14 protein-coding genes are annotated in these 13,440 nt (G+C 58.2%); 4 read left to right on the top strand and 10 right to left on the bottom strand.

The window, feature by feature from the left end; genetic code table 11:
* Positions 1-117 precede the first annotated feature (117 nt).
* The 6 genes from flgE to FQ187_RS25840 form a co-directional block, all read right to left on the bottom strand.
* Positions 118-1,437 (bottom strand): flagellar hook protein FlgE, encoded by a 1,320-nt coding sequence (gene flgE, locus FQ187_RS25865; RefSeq protein ID WP_149631646.1) that lies wholly within the window; start codon positions 1,435-1,437, stop codon positions 118-120.
* A 31-nt stretch (positions 1,438-1,468) separates the two neighbouring features.
* Complete coding sequence (gene flgD / locus FQ187_RS25860; protein WP_149631645.1) at positions 1,469-2,191, bottom strand: flagellar hook assembly protein FlgD; 723 nt, start codon at positions 2,189-2,191, stop codon at positions 1,469-1,471.
* Between the two features lie 15 nt (positions 2,192-2,206).
* Positions 2,207-2,650, bottom strand: coding sequence for a flagellar basal body rod protein FlgC (gene flgC, locus FQ187_RS25855; protein WP_149631644.1), 444 nt, complete (start codon positions 2,648-2,650; stop codon positions 2,207-2,209).
* A 3-nt stretch (positions 2,651-2,653) separates the two neighbouring features.
* The gene (gene flgB / locus FQ187_RS25850; protein ID WP_007980125.1) at positions 2,654-3,061 is read right to left on the bottom strand and encodes a flagellar basal body rod protein FlgB; all 408 of its coding nucleotides are present in this window, start codon (positions 3,059-3,061) and stop codon (positions 2,654-2,656) included.
* A 252-nt stretch (positions 3,062-3,313) separates the two neighbouring features.
* On the bottom strand, positions 3,314-4,141 hold the full coding sequence (gene cheR, locus FQ187_RS25845; protein ID WP_008147958.1) for a protein-glutamate O-methyltransferase CheR: 828 nt from the start codon (positions 4,139-4,141) through the stop codon (positions 3,314-3,316).
* Between the two features lie 46 nt (positions 4,142-4,187).
* On the bottom strand, positions 4,188-5,120 hold the full coding sequence (locus FQ187_RS25840; protein ID WP_129437603.1) for a chemotaxis protein CheV: 933 nt from the start codon (positions 5,118-5,120) through the stop codon (positions 4,188-4,190).
* 82 nt (positions 5,121-5,202) lie between these two features.
* On the opposite strand from FQ187_RS25840, the gene flgA reads away from it, so the two are divergent.
* The 4 genes from flgA to FQ187_RS25820 all read left to right on the top strand — a co-directional run bounded on the left by flgA (position 5,203) and on the right by FQ187_RS25820 (position 7,812).
* Positions 5,203-5,964, top strand: a complete 762-nt coding sequence (gene flgA, locus FQ187_RS25835; protein WP_149631643.1) for a flagellar basal body P-ring formation chaperone FlgA — start codon at positions 5,203-5,205, stop codon at positions 5,962-5,964.
* Between the two features lie 166 nt (positions 5,965-6,130).
* Complete coding sequence (flgM, locus tag FQ187_RS25830; protein ID WP_123368749.1) at positions 6,131-6,457, top strand: flagellar biosynthesis anti-sigma factor FlgM; 327 nt, start codon at positions 6,131-6,133, stop codon at positions 6,455-6,457.
* Positions 6,458-6,505: 48 nt separating this feature from the next.
* The gene (locus tag FQ187_RS25825) at positions 6,506-6,973 is read left to right on the top strand and encodes a flagella synthesis protein FlgN (protein WP_123368748.1); all 468 of its coding nucleotides are present in this window, start codon (positions 6,506-6,508) and stop codon (positions 6,971-6,973) included.
* Between the two features lie 92 nt (positions 6,974-7,065).
* A complete protein-coding gene (locus tag FQ187_RS25820; protein WP_129437609.1) occupies positions 7,066-7,812 on the top strand; it encodes a flagellar brake protein in 747 nt (248 codons plus the stop codon).
* Positions 7,813-7,884: 72 nt separating this feature from the next.
* Here the strand turns inward: FQ187_RS25820 and FQ187_RS25815 are convergent, their stop codons facing one another.
* The 4 genes from FQ187_RS25815 to FQ187_RS25800 all read right to left on the bottom strand — a co-directional run bounded on the left by FQ187_RS25815 (position 7,885) and on the right by FQ187_RS25800 (position 13,063).
* Positions 7,885-9,255 carry an MFS transporter gene (locus FQ187_RS25815; RefSeq protein WP_149631642.1) on the bottom strand — a complete coding sequence of 457 codons (1,371 nt, stop codon included), beginning with the start codon at positions 9,253-9,255 and terminating at the stop codon, positions 7,885-7,887.
* 71 nt (positions 9,256-9,326) lie between these two features.
* Positions 9,327-10,568, bottom strand: a complete 1,242-nt coding sequence (locus FQ187_RS25810) for a glutamine synthetase family protein (protein ID WP_178122767.1) — start codon at positions 10,566-10,568, stop codon at positions 9,327-9,329.
* Between the two features lie 201 nt (positions 10,569-10,769).
* Positions 10,770-11,462 (bottom strand): sensor histidine kinase KdpD, encoded by a 693-nt coding sequence (locus FQ187_RS25805; RefSeq protein WP_149631640.1) that lies wholly within the window; start codon positions 11,460-11,462, stop codon positions 10,770-10,772.
* Entirely contained in the window at positions 11,459-13,063 is a 1,605-nt protein-coding gene (locus FQ187_RS25800) for a tetratricopeptide repeat-containing response regulator (RefSeq protein ID WP_149631639.1), read from the bottom strand. Before FQ187_RS25800 ends, FQ187_RS25805 begins: the two co-directional genes overlap by 4 nt.
* Between the last annotated feature and the right edge of the window lie 377 nt (positions 13,064-13,440).

Raw genomic sequence — 13,440 nt, 5'->3', positions numbered from 1 at the left:
CCCCCGACAGGCCTCTGGTTTGTCGGGGGTTTTCTTTTGCCTGCTCCAGGTTTGTGTCGGCCATAAAAAGCCCCTCGATCGAGGGGCTCTTTGTGCAGCGCTTTCAGCCAACCCGCATCAGGTCATCTGAATGATGGTCTGCATGATGGTGCTCTGGGTGGAGATGGTCTTGGCGTTCGCCTGGTAGTTGCTCTGCGCCTTGATCAGGTCGACCAGTTCATTGGTCAGGTTGACGTTGGACTCTTCCAGAGAGTTGGAGTGGATCTCTCCCAAGGTACCGGTGTTCGGCGCATCGTAGCCCGGGATACCCGACGAGTAGGTTTCTTTCCAACTGGTGCCGCCTACCGGTTGCAAACCTTGTTCGTTGGTGAAGCTGGCGAGCGAGATCTGGCCGATGGGCTTGGTCTGGCTGTTGCTGAAGTTGGCGAGCATCACACCGCTGGTGTCGATGGTCAGGTTGGTGATCTGGCCGGTGGCGTAGCCGTTCTGCGAAGGAATCGAACGCGCGGTGTCAGCGTTGTACTGCGTGGTTTTGTCCATGGAGACCGTAACGACGCCGGACGCAGCGCCGTTGGCTGTCCACGTGCCATTGGTCACGGTACCCGGAATCCAGCCGGTGACTTTCAGGTCAGGGCTGGTTATCACGGATGGCGGAACGGTCGCTGGAACAACCGGTGTGGTGACCGAAGTCAGCTTGCCGGCGCTGTCGAAGTTCATGGTCGAAGCGACAGGAGGAGTAACGGTAGGATCGCTGCCATCCGGGTTGCGACCCTCGATCAGGGTGTAGGTCTTCCAGGTGTTGTCAGCAGTCTTGACCATGAATTGATCCATGACGTGCTTGTTACCCTGGGTATCGTAAATAGGGGTACTGAACTGCTTGGTGAAGGACGCTTCCTTGGACGGGTCAAACGGATTGGTAATCTGGTTGATGATGGGAGCTGTGGAGTTCAGGTTGATCGTCGACGAAACCGTGGAGGTGTTTTTTGGCGCCAGGTTCGAAGTATCGATGCGCAGGTCAGTCAAAACGCCATTGAGGATCTTGCCATTGGCATCCACGCCATAACCCTGCAGACGCGCAGAGCCATCGGTGTTGGTAACGTAACCGTCTTTGTCGACCTTGAACGTACCGGCACGGGTGTAGGACATCGAACCATTCTCGCTCAGCACGAAGAAGCCGGAACCGTTGATGCCCATGTCCAGCACGTTGCCGGTGTTGTTGACGTCGCCCTGGGTGAACTGCTGGGAAACGTTGGCCAGGCGCACGCCGTTACCGATGGTTTTGCTGCCGGAACCCAGCTTGGTGGCCGAGTAAACGTCTTCGAATTCCGCACGGGACGATTTGAAACCGGTGGTCGCGACGTTGGCGATGTTGTTGCCGGTCACGTCCAGTTGTTTGTTGGCTGCATAGAGACCGCTAAGGCCGATATTGAAAGACATATTCCACTCCTTTGTGCCGTGTTAGTCGGCTCTACATACCAATAGTTTGTACTTTGGACAGCGCGATGCTGCCCGCCCCGGCCAGGTTGAGCATCAACTCACCGCCTGTCTGGCTGATGGTCACGCTGTTGACCGTTGCCGGCAGGTACGTCACCAGCGAGGTCGCCTTGCCGTCGTAGGTCGCCGTAGCGCCGAAGGTATAGGTACCCGCCTTGGCCACTTCGCCTGCGTCGTTTTTGCCGTCCCAGATGAAAGTGGAAGTACCGGCGACTTCGCTGCCCAGGTCGATGGTGCGGACAACCTTGCCATCGGCATCGGTGATCTTGACCTTGACCGGGTCCACCGACGCCGGTACGGCAATGGTGCCGCTGAAACTCTTGGAGGTATCGACCACCGCCGTGCCGCCCGGTGCAATAACCGAACGCCCGACCAGCGACGACGCCTGCAACGCCTGGGACGAGTTGTAATTGCTCGCCAGGCCACTGACGGTGTCGTTGAGCGTGGTGATGCCTTCCAGGCTACTGAACTGGGCCAACTGGGCGACGAACGCACCGTTGTCCTGCGGTTCCAGCGGGTTCTGGTTTTTCAGTTGCGTTACCAGCAACTGCAGGAACGCGTCCTTGCCCAGGGCCTTTTTGCCGGTGGCGCTGTTCGTCGCCGACGCCAGGCCGTCGGCACTGGTGTTGGTCTTGATCGAGGAGTTGGCCAGGATGTCCTTGAGGCTCAAACCACTGGTGGTATCGGTAACACTCATCTGAGTCGCCCCTTATCACTGACCGAGGGTCAGGACCTTCTGCATCATGGTTTTGGCGGTGTTCATCATTTCGGCGCTGGTCTGAAACGAACGGCTCGCGGAAATCATGTCAGCCATTTCTTCCACCACGTTGACGTTCGGGTAGTAGACGTAGCCCTTGGCGTCGGCCGCCGGATGGTTCGGCTCGTAGCGCGCTTCAAGGTTGCTTTGGTCCTCGACCACGCCCAGCACTTGCACGCCTTGACCGGCGGCGTCCTGGTTCTGAAACAGCGAGTCACTGCCGCCGCTCTGGCCACCCTGGAACATGGTGGCGAATACCGGGTGCCGTGCACGGTAGGTCTGGTCGATGCTCGACGAGACGGTTTCGGCGTTGGCGATGTTCGAGGCGACGGTGTTCAAGCGAGTGGTTTGCGCACTCATGCCGCTACCGGCAATGTTGAAAACGCTGGCTAGTGACATGACTTACTCTCCACGAAGGGCTGACACCAGCCCTTTGAATTTGCTGTTGAGCAGGGTGAAGCTGGCCTGGAAGTTGACCGCGTTTTCCGCGTAGTTCGACTGTTCCAGCTGGGCGTCCACGGTGTTCTGGTCGATCGACGGTTGCATCGGCGTGCGATACAGCAGCGACTCGTCGCCATTGCCCAGGCCTTCGGCTTCGATATGACGGCTGTTGGTCATGTTCAAGGCGAAAGTGCCGCTCTTGGTCTTCTCGTTCTGCTCGGCAAGCACTTTCGAGAAGTCCAGATCCCTAGCCTTGTAGTTCGGGGTGTCGGCGTTGGCGATGTTGTTGGCCAGGACTTCGGCACGCTGAGCGCGGAAGCCCAGGGCTTGTTCGTGGATACCGAGCGCTTTATCGAAGCTGATGCTCATGTCGGAAACCTTCGGGTGACCTGATTTTTCGTAACATGGACATAGCAAGCGTCGTGCCAATTGAAAAAAGGCCGTAAACCGGGGCTTTGCCGGCAGTGGCAATGTGGCAATGCCAGAAAAGCGGCAACTGATTACCGCCGCCTGCCGCTTTTCTGCCGCTCCCACATTGAATTGCGATGTGTTCGGGAAAATCATCAGGCAAAAAAAACGGGAGCCCCTGAGGACTCCCGCTTTTTTGATGACGCCAACGAATCACTTCGCCTGGTAAATGATCCCCGGGCTGCACTGGACCATCTGGTAATGATCCGGCAAACCGTTCAGCGCCTCGGAAGCACCGAGGAACAGATAACCGCCTGGCTTCAACGTGCTGTGAATGCGCAACAGGATGTCCTTCTTTACCTCGGCGGAAAAGTAGATCAGCACGTTGCGGCAGAACACGATGTCGAACTTGCCGAGGCTCGCGTAGCTGTCCAGCAGGTTGAACGAGCGAAACTCCACCCGGCTCTTGATCGGTGCCTTGATTGCCCAGCGCCCCGGCCCTTTCGGGTCGAAGTAACGTTGAAGGCGCTCGGGCGACAGACCACGGCCGATGGCCAGGCTGTCGTATTCGCCGGTCTTGCAGTTGGTCAGCATGGTGCCAGACAGGTCGGTGGCAACGATCTGCACGCCCATCTTCAACTGGCCCATGTTCACGCGCTCGAACTCATCGATCGACATCGACAGCGAATACGGTTCCTGACCCGACGAACAGGCCGCCGACCAGATCCGCAGACGCTGGCCAGGGGCGGCCTTGATCGCTGCCGGCAGCACCTTGTTCTTCAAGACTTCAAACGGATAGGTGTCACGAAACCACAGGGTTTCGTTGGTGGTCATGGCATCCACCACCATCTCGCGCAAACCACTGCGCGGCTGGGTCTGGATGCGCTGGACCAGCTCACCCAGGGACTTGATGCCTTGCTGCTCCATCAGTTTGTTGAGACGGCTCGAGACCAGGTACTGCTTGTTTTCACCGAGCAAAATGCCACAGGCTTTTTCCAGGAAGACCCGGAACTGTTCGAAATCCAAATTACCCGTAGACAAAGATACCGCCTCTTAAATCGTGTTAACCGCCAGGGGCAGAAGGCCCCTAGCTAATGTCTGCTGCTTTGATCCGGTTGACTACCCGGGATGCCAGGTCATCAGGACGGAATTTGGCAAGGAAGTCATCGGCACCGACCTTCTTGACCATCGCCTGATTGAATACACCCGACAACGAAGTATGCAGGATGATGTGAAGCTTTTGCATGCGAGGGTCGCTGCGGATCTCGGCCGTGAGGGTGTACCCGTCCATCTCCGGCATCTCGATGTCGGAAATCATCATCAGGAACTCTTCCTCCGGCTTCTTGCCCTCGTCGACCAGTTTGCGCAGGTAGTCCAGCGCTTGCCGACCGTCGTTCAACGCCACCACTTCGACACCGACCGTCTGCAGGCAACGGGTCACCTGCTTGCGCGCGACCGACGAGTCATCGACCGTCAGTACTCGCAAAGAGAGCGCCTTGTGCTGGGTTTCGACATCCACCACGCCGACGGAAATCGCTTCCGGTGTCGGCGCCACTTCTGCCAGCACTTTCTCGACGTCGATGATTTCGACTAACTGATTGTCGACCCGAGTCACAGCCGTCAGGTAATGATCGCGTCCCGTGCCCTTGGGTGGCGGATGAATCTCCTCCCAATTCATGTTGACGATGCGTTCCACCGACCGCACCAGGAAACCCTGGGTCTTGGTGTTGTACTCCGTGATGATCACGAAGGGATTGCTTTGGTCTTTCAACGCGCCGGAGCCGGTCGCCATCGCCAGATCAAGGATCGGAATGGTCGCCCCCCGGATATTTGCCACACCGCACACGACAGGACTGGACTTGGGCATCAGAGTCAGTTTGGGGCATTGCAGCACCTCACGAACCTTGAACACGTTGATCCCATACAGTTGCTGGCCGTCGAGACGGAACAACAACAGCTCAAGGCGATTCTGCCCTACCAGTTGCGTGCGCTGGTTTACCGCATCCATTACACCAGCCATGAACAGACTCCTACACCAACGCTTAAGTGTGTTGCGACGTGCATTCTTCACTAAACGGCACGGCGCTTGCTTTTTAACTCTTATGAACACAGAACCGACATTTTTCCGACGCCTGACATCAAACGCCCGCAAATTGCTTTGCGCGGTGTCGGCCGTCTGCCTGTTCAACGCTGGCTGCCCTGCCCTTGCTGACGCGGTTACCTTGCCTGACATGCTTATCGGCGTCACTCAGGGCTTTCTTGAATTCACCGTAGAAGACTATTTGGCAACCAGTCAAACGCAAGGCCGCTACGAGATCGAGGTCAAGCAGCTCGATCCGCGACTGCGCATGCCCATGTGTGACAAGGAATTGACAGCCACGCTTGAGAGTCCTGCAAGACCGCTGGGGCGGGTGACCGTCAAGGTTGCTTGCGAAGGCACGTCCCCCTGGACCGTCTTCGTACCCGCTCAAGTGCGCCTGTTTCGCGACATTGTGACCACCACCCGTGCATTGCGGCGCGCCGGCATCGTCGAGCCCCAGGATGTAACCCTGCGCGAGCGCGACATCAGCCTGATCAATCAGGGTTACCTGACCTCCGTCGACCAGGCGATAGGGCAGAAACTTACCCGACCAATGGTCGTCGACCAGGTCATGACCCTGGTGCACATGGAACAGGCAGAAGTCATCAGCAAGGGCGACCAGGTGGTGATTACCGCCCGCAGTGGAACGCTCAGCGTGCGCATGCCGGGTGAAGCGCTGTCCAACGGCGGCTTGCGCGAACAGATTCGGGTGAAAAACCTCAACTCCCAGCGGGTCATCAAGGCGCAAGTCACCGCGCCCGGCCAGGTGGAAGTAGCCATGTAGAACGCTCTGTTTGTGAAGAAGTGGCGCGCCACTCGACTGTTCCCTAGACTGTGCCCTATGCAGGGCAAGCGCTGACGCGCGCAAGCTCATTGATAAATGAGTCTAAAGTTTTTCAGGGTATGGCCGAAAACATGGCAAGCGTCCAAATACCCAGAGGTTTTTTGTCATGGTCATCGATTTCAGCCGTTTGAACAGTTCCTCGTCACTTACCGGTAGCACACGTACCAGCACCGCGAAGGAAACCGCCGAAACCGGCAAATCCGCGCCGCTGAATACCCCGGCCGAACAGGCCAGTACCGTCAAAAGCGGGGAATCGGTACATCTCAGCAATGAGGCTCAACAGTTGCAAAAGGTCACTGACAAGCTGCGCGATCAGCCTGCCGTCGACAACGCCCGCGTGGCCGAGTTGAAAGCAGCGATTGCCGATGGCAGCTACAAAGTCGACAGCAACCGTGTAGCCAGCAAACTGCTCAACTTCGAAGCCCAGCGCTAGGCCAAGGCCTGCGCCAGGCTTTTGGACGCTTAAAACCCAAGGCCAGCCATGCACGACACTAATTTACTGCAACTGATCACCGACGATTTCGCTCCAGCACAGCACTTGCTGGAGTTACTGCAAACCGAGTCCCTCGCCTTGCACGGTCGCGATATGCCACTGCTCGAAGAGATTCTGGCGCAGAAACAGGCATTGATCATTTTGCTCGATCAGCATGGCCGCAAGCGCAGTGAAATCCTCGCCAGCCTCAACCTGCCGACCAATCGCAACGGCCTGGAGCAACTTGCCAGCCATTCGAGCATTGGCGATCAGCTATTGGAGCAGAGCGATGTATTGACCGATCTTCTGGCTCAGTGCCAAGCCGCCAACGTCAAGAATGGCCAGTCAATCCTGGTGCAACAGGCCGCAACGGCCAATCAGCTGAAAATCCTCAACGGCGGCGAGCCGCCAGCGCTCTATGATGCACGCGGATCAACCTCCATGCTTGCGAAGCCGCGCCCGCTCAGTCAGGCTTGAGCCTGCTGAAAAGCGCGCACTATCAAGACGCGTAACATACTGGCAATATGCCGGCCAGCCGTAGTCATATTTTGTCTGGAGATTGATGAACCGTGTTCAATGCCTTAAGCGCGGAAGATGCTCCGCAGCCACCCAAGGTGCTCACCACGCCGTTGGAGATCTCCGGCAACCTGCGCCAGCTGCAAGACAGCCATGATCCGCTGATCATCACGTTCCATGAGCGCAGCCAGCGCTTCCAGAGTTATCTGGTGGACATTGACCGTGACAGCAACATGATTGCCCTGGACGAAATGATTCCCCGCGATGGTGAACGCTTCCTGCTCGCCGGCGAACCGTTCAAGGTCGAAGGCTTTCACGACGGCGTGCGTATTGCCTGGGAAAGCAACGGCCCGTTGACCATCGACGAATCTGGTGGCGGTCGCTGCTACCGTGGCGCCCTGCCCGCCGAGGTGGTTTACCACCAGCGTCGCAATGCATTCCGCGCAGCATTGAAGCTGGCACAACTGGTCAACGTCGATCTGGGCGGTGAAAAGCTCAAGTCGCCGATCAGCGGCAAGCTATTGGACATCTCAGCCACCGGCTGCAAGTTGCGCTTCGAAGGCGACATCACGGACAGCCTGCAACTGGGCCAGGTCTATGACCGCTTCATCGCCGCCCTGCCCTTTGGCAACATGACGGCACCCGTCGAGCTGCGTTACCTGCACTTCGAAGAAAGGATCTCCATCACCTTCGCCGGCGTACGCTTTCACAACATGAGCGGGCTGGTACAGCGGCAGGTCGAGCGGTTCGTCTATCAGCTTCAGCGTGAAGCGCGACGCTTCGATAAAGACGACATGTAATACGACGCTTCAATAGAAAACGGGCAGTCCCTTCCGGTGACTGCCCGTTTTTTTATGCGTTGTTTTTATGCATTAAGGCCTGGCCTCGGTAAAACTTTGCTCGCGAGTTGCATCAGGGTCTTCGGGCGGCGGATCCGTTTCGGGCTCTGATTCAGGTTCCGGGTCCGGCTCAAGGTTGATCGGGTTCTGCATCTGGTCCTGCACCACCTGCTCATCGACACGCGGGTCAAGGCAAGCGACCAACGGCGAACTCGACATGCTGTCCGGCATGGCGACGTGATGCAGCGGCGCATCGTCGACCTGATGCAGGTTGGTCACCGCTTTCGGGCGAATCCGCCACACCAGCACCAACGCGAAGAAGCTGAAGAAGGCATAGAGCATGTGGCTGCCGAACAGCTTCATCAGCACCCCGGCCACCAGCGGTCCGATACTGGCGCCGACACCGTAGGTCACCAACAGCATCGCTGTCAGGGACACCCGACGATCACCTTCGACGTGGTCGTTGGAGAATGCCACCGCCAGCGGATACAGGCAGAACATCACCAGCGAACAACAGAACCCGGTGATAAACAAAATCTCCAGCGGTACCTGTTGCATGATTGCCAGCGGCAACGCGGTAAGCGCCAGGACCAGCGCAAAACAGCGGATCAACAGCGCCCGGTCATAACGATCGGACAGCCAGCCTAACGGCCATTGCACCAGTAAGCCCGCAAAAATGCAGCTACCCATGAACAGACCGACCTGCTCCGTGGACAACCCCTGCTGTGAGGCATACAGCGGTGCCAGACCGTAGAACGAACCGATGATCAGCCCTGCCCCCAGCACCGTGCTCAACGACTGCGGCACGCGCTTGATGAAGAACCGCGGCTCCATCGGTGCCGGGTGCAATGGTGCCGGGTGAATCCGGCGAGTCAGGGCCACCGGCACCAGACACAGCGCGAAGCACAAGGCGACCAGCATCAGCAGTTCAAGGCCCAGGCCCGGGTGCATGACCAGAATCAGCTGACCCAGCACCAGCCCCAGGTACGAGGCGATCATGTAGCCGCTGAACACCGTTCCGCGCTGCGAGGCTTCGGCCTGCTCATTGAGCCAGCTTTCGATGACCATGTACTGGCACATCATGCCGAGGCCGACGATGACCCGCAGGAAGATCCAGGCAGGCAACCAGTCCACCAGGCCATGGCCCAGCACCGCCGCGCCGACAATCCCGGCGCAGGCTGAATAGGCGCGAATATGCCCGACCCGGGCAATCAGCCGGTGGCCGATCTTGCCTCCCAGCACCAGGCCGCAATAGTTGGCTGCCATCAACGCACCGACCCACAGGCTGTCGACGTGGTCGGCGGCCAGGCGCAAGGCCAGGTAAGTACTCAACAGGCCAGAGCCGATCAACATCATCAGCGAGGCAAAATAAAGCGCTCGAAAGGGTTTCCAGATTTGGCGCATCGGCGTTCCGAGCGGCTCCTTGCAGTGAGTTTCAGGCTACCGACAAACGATAGCCTGATGTCGACGGATCGTCAGGCCTGGGCCGCTAAAACTCGCCGCTCCCAGGGAGTAATTTCATCAAAGAAGCTGGTCAACTCCATGGTCTTCGAGGCGATGTAGCCTTCGATGAACTCCTTGCCAAACAGTTCCTTCGCCAATTGGCTACGTTTCAGACGCTCAAGAGCCGCATGCAAGGTACACGGCAACGAAAGATTGTCCGGCACTTCGAATTCACCCTGGATCGGCTCGCTCGGCTCCAGTTTGTGTTCAATGCCATACAACCCTGCGGCAAGACTGGTGGCGATCGCCAGGTAAGGATTTGCATCAGCCCCCGGCAAGCGGTTCTCGACCCGACGAGCGGCGGGCGAACTGGCCGGAATACGCAATCCGGCCGCGCGATTGTCGTGGGACCAGCAGGCATTATTCGGCGACGCATACGGATGGCACAAGCGCTGATACGAGTTCACGTTCGGTGCGAACAACGCGGTGAAATCCGCCATGCCGACCTGCTGACCCGCGATGAAATGACGGAAGGTCGCGGTCGGCTCACCAGCCTTGTCGCTGAACACGTTACGCCCGCTGCCGATCTCGATGATGCTCTGGTGAATATGCATCGAACTGCCCGGCGTGTGCGCCAGCGGCTTAGCCATACAAACCACGGTCAGGCCATGCTTGAGCGCGACTTCTTTAAGCAGATGTTTGAACAGGAGTGTCTGGTCGGCCAGCAGCAGTGGGTCGCCGTGCAGCAGGTTGATCTCGAACTGGCTGACGCCCATCTCGTGCATGAAGGTATCGCGCGGCAAGCCCAGGGCCGCCATGCAGGCGTAGACCTCATTGAAAAACGGTCGCAAACCGTTATTGGAACTGATACTGAACGCCGAATGACCGTCCTCGCGACGACCATCCAGGCCCAGCGGCGGCTGGAACGGTTGAGTCGGATCGGTGTTGGGCGCAAACACAAAAAATTCCAGCTCGGTCGCCACCACCGGTGCCAGGCCGAGGGCCGCGTAACGTGCGATCACGGCCTTCAATTGGCCACGGGTCGACAGCTTTGAGCTGCCCCCGGTCAGCTCGTCCGCATCGCAAATGGCCAAGGCTCGCGGCTGCTGGCTCCACGGCAAGCGATGGATCTGTGCAGAGTCGGGCACCAGCGCCAGGTCGCCATCATCGCTGCCGTAAAAGCGCGCTGGCGGATATCCGCCCATGATGCATTGCAGCAGCACACCCCGCGCCATCTGCAAACGCCGTCCTTCGAGAAAGCCCTCGGCGGTCATTACCTTGCCACGGGGTACGCCATTCAAATCCGGCGTGACACATTCGATCTCATCAATGCCCGTCAATCGCTCCGCGAATGAACTATGGCCATCGGTTGTCATGACGCAATCCTTTTTGTTGTGCGAGCCGCGAACGGCGACCCGTACAAAATAGGCGCCGCCTGTTCGGAATATCAAGCAGCGGCCCACAAAAAGAACCGGTCAAGGCAGATAGAGGCTGAACACGCCGCCGCCCAGCGGGCCGCCATTGCTGATCTCGGTGCGTCCGCCCACGCCGTTGCGCTGATGAAGTTCGGCAATCCGCCCGGCAAAGTACAGGCCCAGGCCAGTGCTTCCGCTGCTGTGGTTGATGCCCTGCACGTAATCGTCCTGACGCTCGATCATCTCGGGTGGATACCCCTCGCCATCGTCGTTGACGGTCAGCACCAGTTGCCCCGCTTCATCGCTGACGCTGATCAACACCGCGTGGCGGGCGTAACGAATGGCGTTGTTGATGCTGTTGCCCAGCACCGAAGCAATCAGCTCCCGGTCGAAGAAACCCAGAGGGCTCAACGGGTCCACTTCATAGGTCGCCATGATGCCGCGACTGGCAAATACGTCCTGGTGGCAGGCCAATTGCGCTTCGATGAAGTCATCCAGTTCATGGTAGGCCGGTTGCAGCGGCATCTGGTTGACCCCGAGTTTGTACAGCCCCAGCAACTGCACCAGCATGCCATTAAGGTGAGAAAACTCGAATTCGATCACACCCTGCTCCGGGGTGTGCTGCTGCGGATCCGGCAAGCGCGCCAACCATTGGCTGTGGGCCTGCATCAGCATCGCCAGAGAGTTCTTCATGTCGTGCACGGTGGAGGCAATCACCGTGGAAAAATCGAGTGCCTGTTCGCTGTTGTTCATTCGCCAAACGCCTTGCTTCGCAACTTCTGATAACGGGGAAAACGCGCATCGGTATCGGGCATCAGGCCGACCATTTTCAGGCAGGTCCGACATTCCTCCAGCTCCGCCGAAGGAACATTGGTGTCGGTGCCGTGCAGCAGCGACTGCGCCATGTTCAGCGCGATACTGATGTTCTTGGGTTGCAGCGCCAGGGCTTTGCGGAACACCTGCCGCGCCTCCACCAGGTTGCCGGTCTTGTACACCCGCACGCCCTGACGGTTGAGGTCCGCAGCGGCGTTGCCGGAGTTGAGAATGGTCGGGTCGTCGGTCAACTTGGCAATGCCCTTCATCACCGTCGGGTCGTCGCCGTAGATTTCCGCGCAGTTTTTCAACATCGAGGCACCGGCGCTGGCCTGGCCGAGCATCTGCAGTTGCTTGGCCACCAGCAGCGCCGCTTCGGCGCTCATGAACTGTTCCATGCCATCGAGGCGCATCATCGCCTGCTCGGTGAGCTTCTCGGCAGTTTCAGCATCGTTGAGCAACAGGCTGGTGGCTTTCATCAATCGCGCACGAATCTGCAGACCCGGGTCGGAAGGGTTTTCCTTGGCCACCGCGCTCAGCGTCGTGTTGATTTCCAGTCGAGTCCGAGTATCCAGACCTTTTTCGCTGCCTTTACTGATCAAGGCATGGGCCAGGCCAAGGTTGCTCTCCGCATCCTTGAAACGTGACTGCGCGCCCTGCGCCACGGCCTGGCGATAGGCTTTGGAGGCGGTGTCGAAATCTTCGTTGGCCATCGCCAACTTGCCCAGCTGCGCTTGCCGGCGCACCGCCAGCGGCGACAAGCGGATCGCCTCTTCCAGCACACTCTGGGCCGCCTTGGTGTCGCCTTCGGCGACCAGCACATCAGCCATGCCGTCGTAGAGCGCCGGCATCATCGGGAACACTTTCAGGGCTTTTTCATACACGCCTTTGGCCTGAGCGACCTGGCCACGCTTGAACAGCAATTTGCCCAGACCGGCAAACGCCCACGGCAACGGTCGATCAGCAATGATGCTGTCATAGAGACGCTCCAGCGCCTCGTTCTGATTCAGGTCGCGCAAGGCATCGGCGCGGTAGCGCAGGCACAACGGCGAATAGCGGATGTCTTGTTTGCACAAGGCGATGCAGGCATTGAGCACTTCAACCGGTTTGCCCCGGTCAAGGGCCTGCAGAATCGGCTTGAGCAAGGTCTTGCGTTGCTCCAGCCGCTCCAGGCGTTGAGCCAGGCCGGAACGGTTGAACGGTTTGGTCAGGTACGCATCGGGTTCGTGTTCCAACGCACTGAGCACCATCGCCTGACTGGTCTCGGCGGTGACCATGACGAACACGGCCTCATGGCTGATCAGCTTCTCGATCATCAGGTCTTCAAGCACCTGCTGACCGTTCTTCTTGCCGTCGCCCAGGTGAAAGTCCTGCAGGATGAAATCGTAGGCCTTCTGCGAACACATACGCAGCGCCTGTTCACCGGAGTCGGCGGTGTCGACATCCTTGACGCCCAGTTCGCGCAGCATGGACCTGACGGAACTGCGAAAATCCGAGAAATCATCGACGATCAAAAAACGCTTTTGGTGATACGACAGCATCGAAGATTTCCAGGCAATTAAGAAGAAGACCATGACTGTTCGGGTTATCGGCCAGTAGTGGCGTTCCCTTGAGACTTCATGCCGCTAGTACGCGCTAAATATTTGAAGGTGTGCTGGGCGACACGCTGATAGCAATGACAGACTTTCCATGTAGATCGTCAGGTGATCGCGCTTAAAAAAGCCCCGTCGGAAATCGCCCGGCGGGGCTCTTTTTTGCCTCTTGGTGCTACCTTTTTCCAAAATTTATATCCTTAAGGAAACTCTGAAAAAGACATCCAGATTTGGTGAAATACGCACCTCGCACAAACTGAGCGGTTGAACCCCGATGAAACAGATGTCCTTCGCCGATGCCGAATATGCCGGAAAACGTAAGCAGA

Origin of the sequence: Pseudomonas sp. ANT_J28, assembly GCF_008370005.1 — a bacterium.
Classification (GTDB): Bacteria; Pseudomonadota; Gammaproteobacteria; order Pseudomonadales; family Pseudomonadaceae; genus Aquipseudomonas; species Aquipseudomonas frigoris.
Note: the sequence above shows the minus strand (reverse complement) of the source record. Positions and strands in the feature narration are given on the sequence as shown.

Coding starts and splice junctions, on each gene's coding strand:
- flgB (WP_007980125.1), bottom strand. CDS start 3,061: ATGAGCATCAGCTTCGATAAAGCGCTCGGTATCCACGAACAAGCCCTG.
- flgA (WP_149631643.1), top strand. CDS start 5,203: ATGAACACAGAACCGACATTTTTCCGACGCCTGACATCAAACGCCCGC.
- flgD (WP_149631645.1), bottom strand. CDS start 2,191: ATGAGTGTTACCGATACCACCAGTGGTTTGAGCCTCAAGGACATCCTG.
- FQ187_RS25800 (WP_149631639.1), bottom strand. CDS start 13,063: ATGCTGTCGTATCACCAAAAGCGTTTTTTGATCGTCGATGATTTCTCG.
- FQ187_RS25805 (WP_149631640.1), bottom strand. CDS start 11,462: ATGAACAACAGCGAACAGGCACTCGATTTTTCCACGGTGATTGCCTCC.
- flgC (WP_149631644.1), bottom strand. CDS start 2,650: ATGTCACTAGCCAGCGTTTTCAACATTGCCGGTAGCGGCATGAGTGCG.
- FQ187_RS25825 (WP_123368748.1), top strand. CDS start 6,506: ATGCACGACACTAATTTACTGCAACTGATCACCGACGATTTCGCTCCA.
- FQ187_RS25810 (WP_178122767.1), bottom strand. CDS start 10,568: ATGACCGCCGAGGGCTTTCTCGAAGGACGGCGTTTGCAGATGGCGCGG.
- FQ187_RS25840 (WP_129437603.1), bottom strand. CDS start 5,120: ATGGCTGGTGTAATGGATGCGGTAAACCAGCGCACGCAACTGGTAGGG.
- flgM (WP_123368749.1), top strand. CDS start 6,131: ATGGTCATCGATTTCAGCCGTTTGAACAGTTCCTCGTCACTTACCGGT.
- FQ187_RS25815 (WP_149631642.1), bottom strand. CDS start 9,255: ATGCGCCAAATCTGGAAACCCTTTCGAGCGCTTTATTTTGCCTCGCTG.
- flgE (WP_149631646.1), bottom strand. CDS start 1,437: ATGTCTTTCAATATCGGCCTTAGCGGTCTCTATGCAGCCAACAAACAA.